This window comes from Streptomyces telluris (assembly GCF_024519335.1).
Classification (GTDB): Bacteria; Actinomycetota; Actinomycetes; order Streptomycetales; family Streptomycetaceae; genus Streptomyces; species Streptomyces telluris.
On record NZ_JANIID010000021.1, the window covers coordinates 68,373 to 82,215 of the forward strand.

Here is a 13,843-nt window from a genome sequence, read left to right on the forward strand (position 1 = left end):
TACCCCCGCTTCTGGCTGCTGCCACGAAGGACATTATCGTGGGCCGTCCCGACGGCAGTCCAGAGAAGAAATCCCCCGTCGTGCATGGCGGTTAACCTCCATGCGCATTGGAGGGCCCCCGGGTCCCCCGGAAAGGCGGCTCCCAGCAGACTCGGAGCATCGCATCAGGGAAGCGGTACGGGGGAGACCGGACCCGGGACGGCGCGCCCTCCGGGGCGCCCGGGCCCGGTCTTCCGGTCCGCCGCCGGCCTTTCGGTTTATCCGGGTTCCCCCAGTCCTTCGAGAACGGGTGGCTGCCATGAGTCGTTCCTCCGGTTCCGAGTCCGGTCCTGAGCCTTGTTCCGAGCCTTGTGCCGAGCCTTGCGCTGAGCCATCTGCCGCTCCTCCCGCCGGCCTTTCCTCTGAACCCCGTGTCGAGTCCGGCCCCGGTCGCGGTCCCGGCCGCGGTCCCGGTCCCGGTCCCGAAGTGATCGTCTGGGACACCACCTACGCCTGCCCTCTGCGCTGTTCGCACTGCTACTCGGAGTCGGGCCGCCGCCCGTCCCGGCAGCTGAGCCCGCCGGACATGCTGCGGGTCGCCGACGCCCTCGTCGCGCTCGGGCCGCGGGTCGTCGCCCTGTCCGGCGGCGAACCGCTCATCGTCCAGGGCATCTTCGAGGTGGCGGCGCGGCTGCGCGACGCAGGCGTGAGGATGTCTGTCAACACCAGCGGCTGGGTGATGAACCGGGCGCTCGCCGCACGCCTCGCCGACCACTTCGACGAGGTGATCGTCAGCCTCGACGGAGCGACGCCGGAGGTCCACGACCGCATCCGGGGCCGGGCCGGCTCCTTCGCCCGGGTCATGGCCGCGCTGGCGCTGCTGGACGAGGTGGCGGAGGAGCGCCTGGCGGCGGGGCGGAACCGGCTGGTCTTCGGCATCGACTGCGTGGTGATCCGCAGCAATTTCGGCCAGCTGGAGGACTTCGCCGCCGACATCGCCCACCGGTTCCCCCGGCTGCGCACCCTGGCCTTCAATTCGGCCGTCCCCGAAGGGCTCGCCAGCCGCCCGGAATTCTGCCGCCGCGAACTCCTCGACGACGCCCAAGTGGCCCGGCTGACCAGCGCGGAACAACTGGCCCGGCTGCGCGATCTCGCCCCCGCTTCGGTGTCGGTCTTCACCACGGACAACTTCAACCTCGCCATGGCCCCCGAGCGGGTGGCGCGCCGCGTCGACACCCTGGTGATGCAGGTGGAGCCGGACGGCAGGGTGCGCGGCATCCCGGTCTACGAGGGGACGGTCGGCAGCCTCCTCGAAGAGCCCGCGGCGCTGCTGTGGGAGCGCACGCTGGACCGGCTGAAGGATCCGTTCGTCGTGGAGACCCTCTCCTCGGTGCACTCGATGCAGACCTGGGCGGAGGCCGTCCGGCGGATGGACCTCCGCTTCGCTTCCCCGGAGGACCACGCGAGGATCGGCCGGCGCTCGGTCCGTACGAATCCCCCGGAATTCGCTGCCGTTACGCAATGACCGGTGCCTTTTGACAGCCGCGGGCACGCGATATCCGGATACCTGGACACCCGGCACCCGGCACCCGGCACCCGGACGGATTCCGTCCCGGCCTGTCCCCGCTTCGCCCTCCCCACCCGATGGAATTTCTCGCCGCTACCGAACGGAGGGGCCGCCCATGATGAAACTCAAGGACTACGACCGCTTCTACCGGGCGGACCGGGATTTCTTCGAATTCCCCGAACGGCTCGACGACTCGGCGGAAAGGCTGCCCGCCGCACACCGGATGCCGCCGAAAGGCTGGGAACGTACGGACGCGGGCTCGTGGGTGACCCTGCGGCCGCGGGCGGTGGAACCGCCCGCGCAGGGATGGCGGATCCACGTGTCCGTGACGCTCCCCCACCTGCCGCGGGCGGCGGAGATCGTCCGGGGCTTCTGCCTGCGCAACGGCATGCCCTTCGACGTCGTCCGCAGTGTCGCCGCCGCCCGCGCGCTGGGCGACGAGCACGCCGACCGGCTCACCGGGGCCGACCTGATGACGCTCCACCCCGCCGACGAGGCCGCACTCGCCGGTGCGCTCACGGAGCTCACCACCTTGCTGGAGACGCTCCCGGGCCCGTACGTCATGGGCGGTCTGCGCCACCGTTCCGGCCCCCTGTACGCCCGCTACGGCTCCTCAGGGGCCCGGCGGTGTCCCGAGGCCGCCGGCGACGGCCGGGCCTACGGGTCCGGCGACGAGCCCGCCCTGGTCCCCGCGCTGCGGCGCCCCGACGGGAGCCTCGTCCCCGAGAACCGCCGCCCGGTCTTCCGCTGCCCGGACTGGGTCCCCCTGCCCGGCATCCTCGGCCCGGACCTGGCGGCCCTGCACACCGCCCCCGACGGCCCGTTCCCCTACCGGGTGCGGAAGGCCCTGAACCTCACCAACGGCGGCGGCACGTACCTCGCGACCGACAGCGTCACCGGCGCCACGGTCGTCCTGCGCGAGGCGCGGCCCCACGCCGGCCTGGACCTGCGCGGCGACGACGCCGTCACCCGCCTCGCCCACGAGCGCGCCGTCCTCGCCCGGCTGGCCGGCCTGGACTGCGTGCCCCGCGCCCTCGGCCACCACGTCCACGCCGGGCACCACTTCCTCGCCGTCGAGCACGTCGAGGGCCGCACGCTGGCCGAAGCCGCGGCCGCCGGGTTCCCGCTGACCTCGGACGAACGGGCCGCCGAGGAAGCAGCCGGGTACGCCGCTCGGGCCCTGGAAACCGTCGACGGAATCAGTGAAGCCCTGCGCGCCCTCCACGCCCGTGGCCTGCGCCTCGGGGAGCTCAACCCGAAGAACATCCTGCTCCGCGCCGACGGGCGCGTCGTCCTCACCGACTTCGAGACCGCCACGGACCTGTCCGACGACAGGGCGCCGGCACTGGGCGAGGAGGGGTTCACGGCGCCGCCCGGCCTGCGGGGCGCGGACGCGACGGCCTTCCTCCTCGACGCCCTGCGGCTGTGGCTCCTGCTGCCCGTCCCGTACCGCAGCCCGGCGACGCTGCGCGTCCTCACCGCGGCCGTGGACGAGCTGTACCCGCTGCCCGCGCGCTTCGGGGACGGACTGATGACCGGACTGATGACCGGACTGATGACCGGACTGCGGCCCGGACTGTCCAGCCTGTACGGCCTGTACGGCCCGCCCGGCTGGCCCGGCCCGCCGCCTCACAGCGCGGGGCCGGTACGCGGGGACGACACCGCCCCCGAGGACCACGCCGGGATGCTCGCCGCGGAGCGCCCCGACTGGCCGGCCGTCCGGGACTCCCTGGTCGCCGGCATCCACGCCATGGCCACGCCGGAGCGCGAGGACCGGCTCTTCCCGTGCACGCCGACCGGCCCGGACTCCCTGGGCGGCTACGCGTTCGACTACGGCGCGGCCGGGGTCCTCCACGCCCTGCACCGGGTGGGCGCGCAGGTGCCGGCGGAGTACGTCGCGTGGCTCGTGGCCGCCGCCGAGCGCGATCCCGCCCCTCGGCCGGGCCTGTTCGACGGGCTGCACGGCGTCGCCCTGACCCTCGACCTGCTCGGGCGGCGCGAACAGGCCCTCGAAGTCCTCGCCCGCTGCCGCCCGCTCGACGCGCAGGCGGTCCGCCCCGACCTGGCGGGCGGCAAGGCGGGCATCGCCCTGAACCTCTTGCGGTTCGCGCGGATCACCGGGGACGGAGCGCTGCACGAGAGCGCGCTGCGTACCGCCGAGGAGCTGGCCGGGGTCGTCACGGCCGGTCCGCTCGCCGCCCGGCGCGGCGTCCCCCCGCCCTGCGGCCTCCTGCACGGCGCGGCGGGACTCGCCCTCCTCTTCCTGCACTTGTACGAGGAGACCGGGCAGACGCGTCACCTCGATCTCGCCGACCGCGCGGTGGGGCTCGACGCCGACCGGTGCACCGTCCAGGCCGACGGCGCCCTCACCCTCTTCGACGGCACCCACCACCTGCCGTACCTGCACGGCGGGAGCAGCGGGCTCGCGTTCCCCTTGCAGGGCCTGCTCAGGCATCGCCCCGGGGGTGAGAGGGCGGCGACGCTCGCCGCCGTCCGGCACACCTGCCGGGCCCTCTACGTGCGCAACTCCGGGCTGCTGCGGGGACGGGCGGGCGCGATCGCCACGCTCGCGGCGCTGGACGGCCCTCTCCCCGGGAGCGGAGAGAGGGCCGGGGAGAGGGAGGGGGCCGGGGACGAGCCCGCGGTCCTCACCCAGATCCGCCGCCTGGCCTGGTACGCGCACTCCTACCGCGGGCACCTCGCGTTCCCGGGCTTCCGGATGCTGCGGCTTTCGGCGGACCTCGCCACCGGTTCGGCGGGCGTGCTGCTCGCTCTGGGATCCGCGTTCGAGGGCAACGGCCCCGCCCTGCCGTACCTCGACCCGCGGCCGCCGACCCGACGAGCCGAAGAGCGGAGGTGATTCGGATGTCGGAGATCCTGGACCTGCAGGAGCTGGAGGAGGAGACCCCCTCCCTGTGGCCCTGCGCCAACAGCTCCCACAGCTCCCTCGGCATGGGCTGACGGTCCGTGCACCGGTGTGCCGGATCCACGCGATGCACCGCTCCGAGAAGACCTGAGAGGAGGTGAAGCACATGTCGGAGGTCCTGGAGCTGCAGGAGCTGGAGGAGGAGACCCCTTCCGTGTGGCCCTGCGCCAACAGCTACGAGAGCGCTCGCGGCGTCGCCTGACGCGTCGTTCTCCGTAACGGCTGCCGGCCGTGGGCTGCCCGCGGCCGGCAGGTCGTCAGCGATCGGACGTCCGGGCCGCAGAGGCCCCGTCCGCCGGTGGAAGCCCACAGGGGATTCCAGAGGTCCGCAAGGGAAGGTCACCATGCTCGCTCAAGGTCATCTCGTGGCGGACCCCTTCTTCGTCGAGACGCTGGACCGCATCGAGGACGCCGCCGACCGCTTCGCCCGCGCGGCCGGCCCACCGCCCCCGGGCTGGCAGCGGGCCGAGCGCGGCGGCTGGGTGAACATCCACCGCCCGGAGGCCCGGCTGCCCCGGCAGGGCTGGAAGATCCACGCCTCCGCCACGGCCGCCCGGGCGGAGCACGTGGTCGACACGGTCTGGGACTACTGCACCGGGCGCGGCATCTGCTTCAAGTTCCTCCGGAGCGCCACCGTCCTCAAGCAGGTCAACAGCAAGCAGGCGCCGCGCTCGGCCGGGGGCAAGCTCGTCACCGTCTACCCCGCCGGCGAGGACGAGCTGGAGCGGACGCTGACGGACCTCTCGGCGCTGCTGCGCGGCGTCGAAGGCCCGTACGTCCTGAGCGACCTGCGCTGGGACGAGGGCCCGCTCTACGTGCGCTACGGCGGTTTCAGCCTCGCCTACTGCTTCTCGCCCGAGGGCGAGTACGTACCGGCGATGGAGGGGCCGGGCGGCGTGCTCGTGCCCGACGTGCGGGGGACCGCCTTCCGGGTGCCGCCGTGGGTGGAGGCGCCCGCCTTCCTCGGCGCCCGCATCCGGGCGGCCGCTGCGGGCACGCCCGGGGGCTTTCCGTACCGGGTGGAGAAGGCGCTGCACTTCTCGAACGGCGGTGGCGTGTACCGCGCCGTGGAGCGGGACTCCGGCAGGCGGGTCGTCCTGCGGGAAGCGCGGCCGCACGCCGGCCTGGACGACAGCGGTCTGGACGCCGTGGCGCGCCTGGGGCGCGAGCACGCGGTGCTGGAGCGGCTGGCCGGTCTCGACTGCGTGCCCCGGGTGTACGCGCGGACGCGCCACTGGGAGCACCACTTCCTCGTGGAGGAGTTCGTCGAGGGCGAGACCCTGCAAGAGGCGGTGGGCAGGCGCCACCCGCTGTTCCGGCACGGCTCCGGCGAGGAGGAGGTCGCCGCGTACGCGCGGTGGGCCTGCGACGTCCTCGGGCGGATCGAGAAGGCCGTGGCCGAACTGCACGCGCGCGGCATCGTCTTCGGGGACCTGCAGCCCGGCAACGTCATCGTGCGCCCCGACGGCGGCGTCTGCCTGGTCGACTTCGAAACAGCCTTCGAAACGGCTTTCGGAACAGCCGACGAGGCGGCCTGCAGGACAGGCGTCGAGGCGGCCTGCGAGCCGGCCTGCGAGCCGGCCTGCGCGCAGGAAGACGCCGGTCCCCGGCCCGCCCTGGGCACACCCGGCTTCACCGCCGCGTGGGCCCGCTCGGGTCGCGCCGTCGACACGTACGCGCTCGCCGCCCTGGCCCTCGCGCTGTTCTGCCCGCTGACGCCGCTGCTGCGCTTCGACCGGGCGAAGTACGCGCAGCTGGCGGGCTGGGTGGAGGGGCGGTTCCCGGTGCCGGCCGGCTTCGGCGACCGGCTGCGCAGGGAGCTCGCGCCACCGGACTCCGTACGGGTCGCGGCCACGCCGTTCGCGGACGTCGCGCCGGACGGCTCGCCCTGGCCGGAGGAGCGTACAGCCGACGGGCGGGCCGCACTGGACTCTCTCCGCGAGGGCATCCTGCTCAGCGCGACGCCGGAGCGCGAGGACCGGCTGTTCCCCGGGGACGTGCGGCAGTTCGACGATCAGGGCGCGTCGCTGGCGTTCGGCGCGGCCGGGGTGCTGCACGCCCTGTACGTGACGGGGCGGGCGGACCACCCCGCGTTCGGCGACCACGTCGACTGGCTGGTGCGGGCCTGCGAGCGCACCCGCTGGCCGCGGCCCGGGCTGTACGACGGGCTGGCCGGCGTCGCCTACGTCCTGGACGAGCTGGGCCGGCCCGGCGAGGCCCGCGAGGTGCTCGCGCGGCTGGACGGGATCGGCCTCCAGGGCTGTGGTGCGGGCCTGTTCGGTGGCCTCGCCGGGATCGGGCTGACCCGCCTGCACTTCGGTGACGCGGACGGGGCCGCGCGGCTCGCCGACCGCCTCGCCCGCGCGCTCGCGGGCCGTGAGCAGCTGGCCGGCAAGCCGGACGCCGTGGGCCTCACGCACGGCTGGTCGGGCCCGGCGCTGCTGTTCACCGGGTTGTACGCGAAGACGGGCGAACAGGCGTGGCTGCGGCACGCGGAGACCGCGCTGGCCCGGGACCTCGGCCACTGCGGGGCGCCGCGCGAGGGTCAGGTCCACGTCCGGGAGGGGCAGCGGTGGCTGTCGACCCTGGACCGCGGCAGCGCGGGCATCGCCCTCGCCCTGGACGCGTACCTGCAGCACCGCCCCGACGACCCGCACTTCGCCCTCCTGCGCGACCGCATGCGCGACGGCCTCGGCACCGAACTGCTCCTCTCCCCCGGGCTCCTGGACGGCCAGGCGGGGCTGCTGTACGGCCTCGCCCACCTTGCCGGCCCCGACTCCGCACTGGTCCCGCACCTGCGGAGTCTGGGCCTCCACTGCGTACGGTTCCGGGGTCGGCGGGCCTTCGCCCTGGACGGGCTGCTGCGGCTGTCCATGGACCTCGCGACCGGCGCCGCGGGCGTGCTGCTGGCGGTGCACACCGCGCTGGCAGGCGGCCCGGCGCGGATGGCGCACCCGCCGCTGCCGTTGCTCCCGGCGCCGTTGCTCCCGGCGCCGTTGCTCCCACCGCCCTTGCTGCCGCCGCCGTTGCTCCCGCCGGCGCTGTCGCCACCCGCGCCGTGCGGGCGTCCGCCGGAGCCGGGCCGGTGAAGCCCACGGCGGCCGGGCGCGCCGGTCCGCCCTCCGGCAGCCTGCGCCGCAACCGGGACTTCCAGCTGCTGTGCGCCGGGCAGGGGCTGTCGATGCTGGGCTCGGGCGCCTCGGCCGTCGCGCTGCCGCTGCTGGTCCTGCAGGCCACGCACTCGCCGTTGCACGTGGGGCTGGTGGAGGCCGTGTGGACCGGTGCGCTGGCGCTGGCCTGTCTGCCGGCGGGCCCGGTCGCCGACCGCTTCGACCGCCGCACGGTCCTGCTGGTCTGCGAGACCGGCCGTGCCGTGGCGAGCGCGGCCCTGGCGGCCGCGATCCTGACGGGCTTCTCGCCGCTTCCGGTGCTGCTGGCCGCGGGGGTGGTGCTCGGGTTCCTGACGGCGCCGTTCAACGCAGCGGTCCTGCCGGCGGTCCGGCAGGTCGTGCCGGAGAGCAGACTGGCCACCGCCCTGGCGGTCAACCAGGTGCGGGGGCAGTTCGCGTTCCTGCTGGGGCCGGTGGCCGGCGGTGCGCTGTTCGAGGCGGGGGCGAGCTGGCCGTTCTGGCTGGACAGCGTCTCCTACGCGGTCTCCGCCGGATGTATCGCCGCGCTGCGGACGCGGACGCGGCCGCCCCCGCCGGACGCCGGGCGCGAGGGCCTGTGGCGGTCGTTCACCGCGGGCATCGGATTCCTGTGGAACGAACGCCTGCTGCGCCGCCTGACCCTCATCGCGTCGGCGCAGAACTTCGTCTTCGACGGGGTGTACCTGGCCATCGTCGTGATCAGCGCGCGGCAGGGGGCGTCGGGGCTGTCCGTCGGGATGCTCACGGCGACGTCGGCGGTGGGGGCGATGGCCGGGGTCGTCCTCGCCCCGCGCGTGGGCCGGCTCCTCTCCCCCTCCCGGGTCCTGTCCGCCACCGGTGTGCTGTGCGCGCTGCTCGTCGGGGCGATGGCCTTCACGGCGAGCGCGCCGGTCCTCGCCGTGCTGATGGCGGGGTGCACCCTGGCCGTGGCCGTCTCGGGTTCGGTGCTGACGGTCGCCCGCCTCCTGCGCACCCCGGCTCATCTGCAGGGCCGGGCGAACAGCGCCATCGGCCTGCTGTTCATGGCCACTCCCCCGCTCGGCGCGTCCCTGACCGGCCTGTTCCTGGGCGAACTGCCCGGCTGCGCCCTCTTCCTGCTCTTCGGCGTACTCCTGGCCGCCCTCGCCGCCGCGTCCCCGCGCGACACCGCGCTCGGCACGGCTGACTCCCTGGACCGTTCGAACGGTGTAGGTCACACTCGGGCGCATGCGATGGACTGACATCCAGCAGATAGCGGCGCAACTCGCCGCGAAGCACCCCGACCGCAAGCCGCTCGCCATCGAATTCCCCGAGGTCCGCGACCTGGTGGTCGGACTGGACGGCTTCGGCGACGACCCGGCCCGCTACAACGTCCGCATTCTGGAATCCATACAACTCGCGTGGAGCGACAGAAAGGGCTGATCCCCCGCCGGCCGATCCTCGCCGCCCCGTTCGCCGCCCCTCCGTGAACAGCGGGGCGGCGGACGGGACGCGCGCCGGGACGGCGCTGCGGGGCCGCACGCCCCGGGCCGGCCGGGCCGCCGATACCACCTCTCCGGCGGCGGCGACGGCACCGAACCGGACATCGTAGGAATACTCCACGCCACTCCTTGTCGCGCACCTGTCAACTTCGAGCGCGAGCTGGCACCATCCTCTCGATTCACTCCTGCATCAACGGGCAGTCCGCCCTGGGATGTCCGATCCCTCGCCGGGCCGCGGCCCGGCGCCCCTGCTAGGAGACAGAGTTGAGATTCACCACCCCCCGCAGCCACACCGTCCGCAGCACCGCCCTCCTCGCCTCCGCCGCCCTGTGCGCAGTAGCCGTGCAGACCGGCGTGGCCGGCGCCCAGGCCGAGCGCGGCCCGAGCGCCATGGCGGTCCCGATGAGCCCCGACCAGCGGGCGTCCGAGATACGCGGCGCGCAGGACAACGCCGCCGCCACCGCCGGGAGGATCGGCCTCGGCGCCAAGGAGAAGCTGGTCGCCCGGGACGTCGTCAAGGACGCGAACGGCACCGTGCACACCCGCTACGAGCGCACCTACGCCGGACTCCCCGTCCTCGGCGGCGACCTCGTCGTCCACCAGGAGGCGGGCGGCCGCACCTCCGTCACCAAGTCCACCGAAGCAGCCATCTCCCTCACCTCCACCGATGCGGCGCAGCCCGCGTCCGCAGCGGCGAGGACCGCGCTGTCGGCCGCCTCCGCGGCGCACACCGCGAAGCCCTCGGCGGGCACGCCGCGCAAGGTCGTCTGGGCCTCCTCCGGCACGCCGGTCCTCGCCTACGAGACGGTCGTCGAGGGCGTGCAGCGCGACGGCACGCCGAGCGAGCTGCACGTCGTCACCGACGCCGCGAGCGGAGCCGAGCTCTTCCGCTACGAGGCGATCGAGACGGGCACCGGCACCAGCCAGTACAGCGGGACCGTGCCGCTGACCACGACCAAGAGCGGCAGCAGCTACCAGCTCAACGACGGCGCGCGCGGCGGTCACAAGACCTACGACCTCAACCAGGGCACGACCGGCACCGGCTCGCTCTACTCCAACGCGACCGACACCTGGGCCGGCGGCCGGCTCACCGCGGGCGTCGACGCCCACTACGGCGCTGCCGTGACCTGGGACTTCTACAAGAACACCTTCGGCCGCAACGGCATCCGCAACGACGGCAAGGGCGCCTACTCCCGCGCCCACTACGGCAACAGCTACGTCAACGCGTTCTGGAGCGACGCCTGCTTCTGCATGACCTACGGCGACGGGACGGGCAACAAGAAGCCGCTCACCGCCATCGACGTCGCGGGCCACGAGATGACCCACGGCGTCACCGCCGCGACCGCGAAGCTGATCTACAGCGCCGAGTCCGGCGGGCTCAACGAGGCGACGTCGGACATCTTCGGCACCGCGGTGGAGTTCTCCGCCAACAACTCCTCGGACGTCGGCGACTACCTCATCGGCGAGAAGATCGACATCTTCGGCAACGGGAAGCCGCTGCGCTACATGGACAAGCCGTCCAAGGACGGCAACTCCGTCGACAGCTGGTACAGCGGCGTGGGCGGCAAGGACGTCCACTACTCCTCGGGCGTCGCCAACCACTTCTTCTACCTGCTGTCCGAGGGCAGCGGCGCGAAGACCATCAACGGCGTCCGGTACGACAGCCCGACGTCCGACGGCTCCAAGGTCACCGGAATCGGCCGGGACAAGGCCGCCAAGATCTGGTACAAGGCCCTGACCTCGTACATGACGTCCAACACCAACTACAAGGCCGCGCGCACCGCGACGCTGTCGGCCGCCGGTGCGCTGTACGGCACCACGAGCACCGAGTACAAGACCGTCGGGGCGGCCTGGAGCGCGGTCAACGTCAAGTAGACCCGCCTCCCGTCCCGCTCGTTCCGGGGCCCGCCCACCTCCACGGGGCGGGCCCCGTACCCCTGTCCGCGCACCGCCCGGATCCCGCCATACACCTGCTTCACATGTGCCGAGAGAAAATGCCAAAACTCTCCCCTCACAGCACCCACATCGATTACCTTCCGTCGCAGCGATGACGCCACTGGTAATCGGGCACGGGGGGCTGGAGAGGATCGTGTGACCGGTATCGACGGGTGCCTGGCCGAGGCCATGACCATCCCGGGCGCACGGGGCGCGAGCCTCGTGGACTGGACGAGCGGGCTCGCGCTGGGGGAAGCGGGCGAGGGACCCGGGCGCGACCACGAGAGCGCGGCCGCCGACGCCGCCGAGCTGGCCCGGCTCGCCTTCGAGAACAGCGCGTTCACCGCGGCGACCGCACGGACCGGGCCGGTGGAGGACCTGATCGTGACCGCGCGCGGCAGCTACCACCTCCTCCGCTTCGTGGAGACGGAGTTCGACAGCAGCGTCTGCCTCTACCTGTGGCTGGATCGCGGCGAGGCGAATCTCGCCGTCGCCCTGTTCCGGCTCAAGGGCCTCGCCGAGCGGCTGGTCCTGGCGTGACCGGCATACCCGCGGCGTCACCCGCACAGGAGCTGTCCGTACCCGAGCTGCCCGTACGGGAACTGCCCGTACGGGAGTTACCGGCTTCCGCCCCGGACCGGCCCGCCCTCGCCCCGGACCTGCTCGCCCCCACGCCGGACCGGCCCGCCCCCACGCTGGACCGGCTCGCCGCCGAAGGAGCGACCGGCGCCCTGCACGGCCGCGTCGGCGCGCTCTACTTCTCGGACGGCGCCGTGGTGCACGCCGAGAGCCCGGTCGTGCCCGACATGGGGTGGCGGCTGACCGCCCGCGGACGGCTGTCCCCGCAGGTCTGGGAGGAGGCGGTCGCGGAGGGCGGGCCCGGCTACCGGGCGGGCAGCCTGCTGGTGGAGCGCGGCCGGCTCAGCCGCGGCGAGCTGGAACTGTGCCATCTGAGCGCGCTGTTCGACGCGGCCTACTTCGTCCTGTCCCCGCTCGACCGCTCCCAGCGCGCGCCCGACCGCTTCCTCGGCGAGGCCCGGCACTGGCTCGGCCCCATCCGCCCCGTCCCCGTGCCGGTGCTCCAGCGGGAGGTCGGCCGCAGGCGGAGGCTGCTGGAACGGGCCTGGCCGTGCCCGGAGGTGGACGCGGCGCCGGTGGTGCCCGTCGGCGACGGCGGCAGCGGCGGCCCGGGCCCCGCGGGCGGGCGGCGGGCGGTGCTCGCCGCGGCCGACGGCGTCCGCACGCCGCTGCAGATCGCGCGGGCACTGGGGCGTTCGGCCTTCGCCACCCTCCTCGACGTGCGGCGGCTGGCGGCCGCCGGTCTGGTCCGCACGCCCCGCGCGGACGCCCCGGCCCTGCCGGGACCGCCGCCTCCCACCGCTCCGGAGATCTCCCTGCTGTACCGGATCCGCGACGCCCTGGAGGCCCTGTGACTCCCTGTCCGACCTGCACGGCCTGCATGACCTGCACGAAATGCACGACCTGCACGACCTGCACGACCGTGCCGTACGCCTGCCCGCACCTGCCGATCCCATGATGAGGCGCGCCTTCAGACAGCTCGCCGGAAGGAGACAGCCGATGACCGCCGCACCCGAGGTGCTCACCGAGCTCCAGGGGTTACGCGCCCGGGTCCCGCACCTGACCGGGGCGATGGTGGCCAGCACCGACGGGCTGGTGATCGCGCACCTGGTCACCGACATGGAACCGGACGGCGTGGCCGCGCTGACGGCGGCGGCGCTCGGGGTGGGCGCGCGGCTGACGGACGCCGTGGGCCACGGCGGCTTTCGCGAACTGCTCGTCAGCGGCGAGCGCGGCTACGTGGCGACCTACGCGGCCGGTTCCTCCTGCGTGCTGACCCTCCTGGCCTCGGCCGGCGCCAACGTCGGCCGGCTGAACCTGGAGGCCCGCAGGGCCGGCGCCCGCATCGCCCCCTTGATCGACGGAGCCCTGGAGCGCCCGCGCCAGGCTCCCCTCCCGTCCCGTCCCGACAACCAGAGCGGAATCACCTCATGACGAACACCGAAACGGCCCTCAAGGACGCGATGAGCTCGATCGAGGGCGCCCTCGGCGCGGCCCTCGTCGACTACGGCAGCGGCATGGCGCTGGGCACCCTCGGCGGGTCGCAGACCCTCGACCTCAACGTCGCCGCGGCGGGCAACACGGACGTGGTCCGGGCCAAGCTGCGGACGATGGAGATGCTCAACATCCAGGACTCCATCGAGGACATCCTCATCACGCTCGGATCGCAGTACCACATGATCCGGCTGCTGACCGGCCGCGGCGGCAACGGCCTCTTCCTCTACCTGGTGCTGGACGCCCGGCGCGCCAATCTTGCGATGGCGCGCCACCAGCTCAAGCGGATCGAGGCGGAACTGGAGGTGTAGCGCGGGGATCTAGTGGCGGTTGCCGGTCCCGTTGCGGTTCAGCAGTGAGATGCGCTCCGCGAAGTGCGACAGCGGGTTGTCGCCGTTGTCGATCACGGATGCCTTGGTGCACTGCTGTTGCTGCTGCGACGTGAGCACCGGGATGTCCTGCAGGCCGACGTTGTTGAGCAGGACGCCCTGCACGCCGATCTTGCCGACGCCGATGCACAGGTCGTTGAGCGTGCCCTGGACCGCGGTGGTCTGCGGGCTCATGTAGCCGCCGGTGAGCGTCGCACCGGAGCCGGTTCGCGCGCCGTTGGCGTTGGCCACCCCCCGGCCGTCGCCGGCGGCCGCCGCGGGTCCGGCGATCACGCCGACCGCCGAGGCCGTCAAGGCCGTTGCGGCCATCACCTTCTTGAGCACTTCCACACCTTTCACTCGGTCCGCGTTCCCGGAGGAACGCG

Annotated in this window: 11 protein-coding genes; 10 read left to right on the forward strand and 1 reads right to left on the reverse strand. The window is 73.7% G+C overall.

Annotated features, from left to right (window positions below; translation table 11 throughout):
- Positions 1–466 precede the first annotated feature (466 nt).
- The 10 genes from NQU55_RS22160 (at position 467) to NQU55_RS22205 (ending at position 13,400) form a co-directional block, all read left to right on the forward strand.
- The gene (locus NQU55_RS22160) at positions 467–1,504 is read left to right on the forward strand and encodes a radical SAM protein (protein WP_256790995.1); all 1,038 of its coding nucleotides are present in this window, start codon (positions 467–469) and stop codon (positions 1,502–1,504) included.
- Positions 1,505–1,661: 157 nt separating this feature from the next.
- Complete coding sequence (gene lanKC, locus NQU55_RS22165; RefSeq protein ID WP_168092060.1) at positions 1,662–4,406, forward strand: class III lanthionine synthetase LanKC; 2,745 nt, start codon at positions 1,662–1,664, stop codon at positions 4,404–4,406.
- Positions 4,407–4,816: 410 nt separating this feature from the next.
- Positions 4,817–7,561 carry a class III lanthionine synthetase LanKC N-terminal domain-containing protein gene (locus NQU55_RS22170; RefSeq protein WP_168092061.1) on the forward strand — a complete coding sequence of 915 codons (2,745 nt, stop codon included), beginning with the start codon at positions 4,817–4,819 and terminating at the stop codon, positions 7,559–7,561.
- On the forward strand, positions 7,558–8,841 hold the full coding sequence (locus tag NQU55_RS22175) for an MFS transporter (RefSeq protein WP_168092062.1): 1,284 nt from the start codon (positions 7,558–7,560) through the stop codon (positions 8,839–8,841). The genes NQU55_RS22170 and NQU55_RS22175 overlap by 4 nt, the downstream gene beginning before the upstream one ends.
- A complete protein-coding gene (gene iscX / locus NQU55_RS22180; RefSeq protein ID WP_168092063.1) occupies positions 8,828–9,022 on the forward strand; it encodes a Fe-S cluster assembly protein IscX in 195 nt (64 codons plus the stop codon). Before NQU55_RS22175 ends, iscX begins: the two co-directional genes overlap by 14 nt.
- A 323-nt stretch (positions 9,023–9,345) precedes the next feature.
- Positions 9,346–10,956, forward strand: coding sequence for a M4 family metallopeptidase (locus NQU55_RS22185; protein ID WP_168092064.1), 1,611 nt, complete (start codon positions 9,346–9,348; stop codon positions 10,954–10,956).
- Between the two features lie 216 nt (positions 10,957–11,172).
- A complete protein-coding gene (locus tag NQU55_RS22190) occupies positions 11,173–11,556 on the forward strand; it encodes a hypothetical protein (RefSeq protein WP_168092065.1) in 384 nt (127 codons plus the stop codon).
- Positions 11,557–11,675: 119 nt separating this feature from the next.
- A complete protein-coding gene (locus NQU55_RS22195; protein ID WP_168092069.1) occupies positions 11,676–12,449 on the forward strand; it encodes a transcriptional regulator in 774 nt (257 codons plus the stop codon).
- 145 nt (positions 12,450–12,594) lie between these two features.
- The gene (locus NQU55_RS22200) at positions 12,595–13,029 is read left to right on the forward strand and encodes a roadblock/LC7 domain-containing protein (RefSeq protein ID WP_256790996.1); all 435 of its coding nucleotides are present in this window, start codon (positions 12,595–12,597) and stop codon (positions 13,027–13,029) included.
- Positions 13,026–13,400, forward strand: coding sequence for a hypothetical protein (locus NQU55_RS22205; RefSeq protein ID WP_168095016.1), 375 nt, complete (start codon positions 13,026–13,028; stop codon positions 13,398–13,400). The genes NQU55_RS22200 and NQU55_RS22205 overlap by 4 nt, the downstream gene beginning before the upstream one ends.
- A 9-nt stretch (positions 13,401–13,409) precedes the next feature.
- On the opposite strand, the gene NQU55_RS22210 is transcribed toward NQU55_RS22205, so the two are convergent.
- Positions 13,410–13,802, reverse strand: coding sequence for a rodlin (locus NQU55_RS22210; protein WP_168095015.1), 393 nt, complete (start codon positions 13,800–13,802; stop codon positions 13,410–13,412).
- Between the last annotated feature and the right edge of the window lie 41 nt (positions 13,803–13,843).

What these genes read in the sequence shown, in the direction of transcription:
- lanKC (WP_168092060.1), top strand. Translation starts at nt 1,662, where the DNA reads ATGATGAAACTCAAGGACTACGACCGCTTCTACCGGGCGGACCGGGAT.
- NQU55_RS22170 (WP_168092061.1), top strand. Translation starts at nt 4,817, where the DNA reads ATGCTCGCTCAAGGTCATCTCGTGGCGGACCCCTTCTTCGTCGAGACG.
- iscX (WP_168092063.1), top strand. Translation starts at nt 8,828, where the DNA reads ATGCGATGGACTGACATCCAGCAGATAGCGGCGCAACTCGCCGCGAAG.
- NQU55_RS22200 (WP_256790996.1), top strand. Translation starts at nt 12,595, where the DNA reads ATGACCGCCGCACCCGAGGTGCTCACCGAGCTCCAGGGGTTACGCGCC.
- NQU55_RS22205 (WP_168095016.1), top strand. Translation starts at nt 13,026, where the DNA reads ATGACGAACACCGAAACGGCCCTCAAGGACGCGATGAGCTCGATCGAG.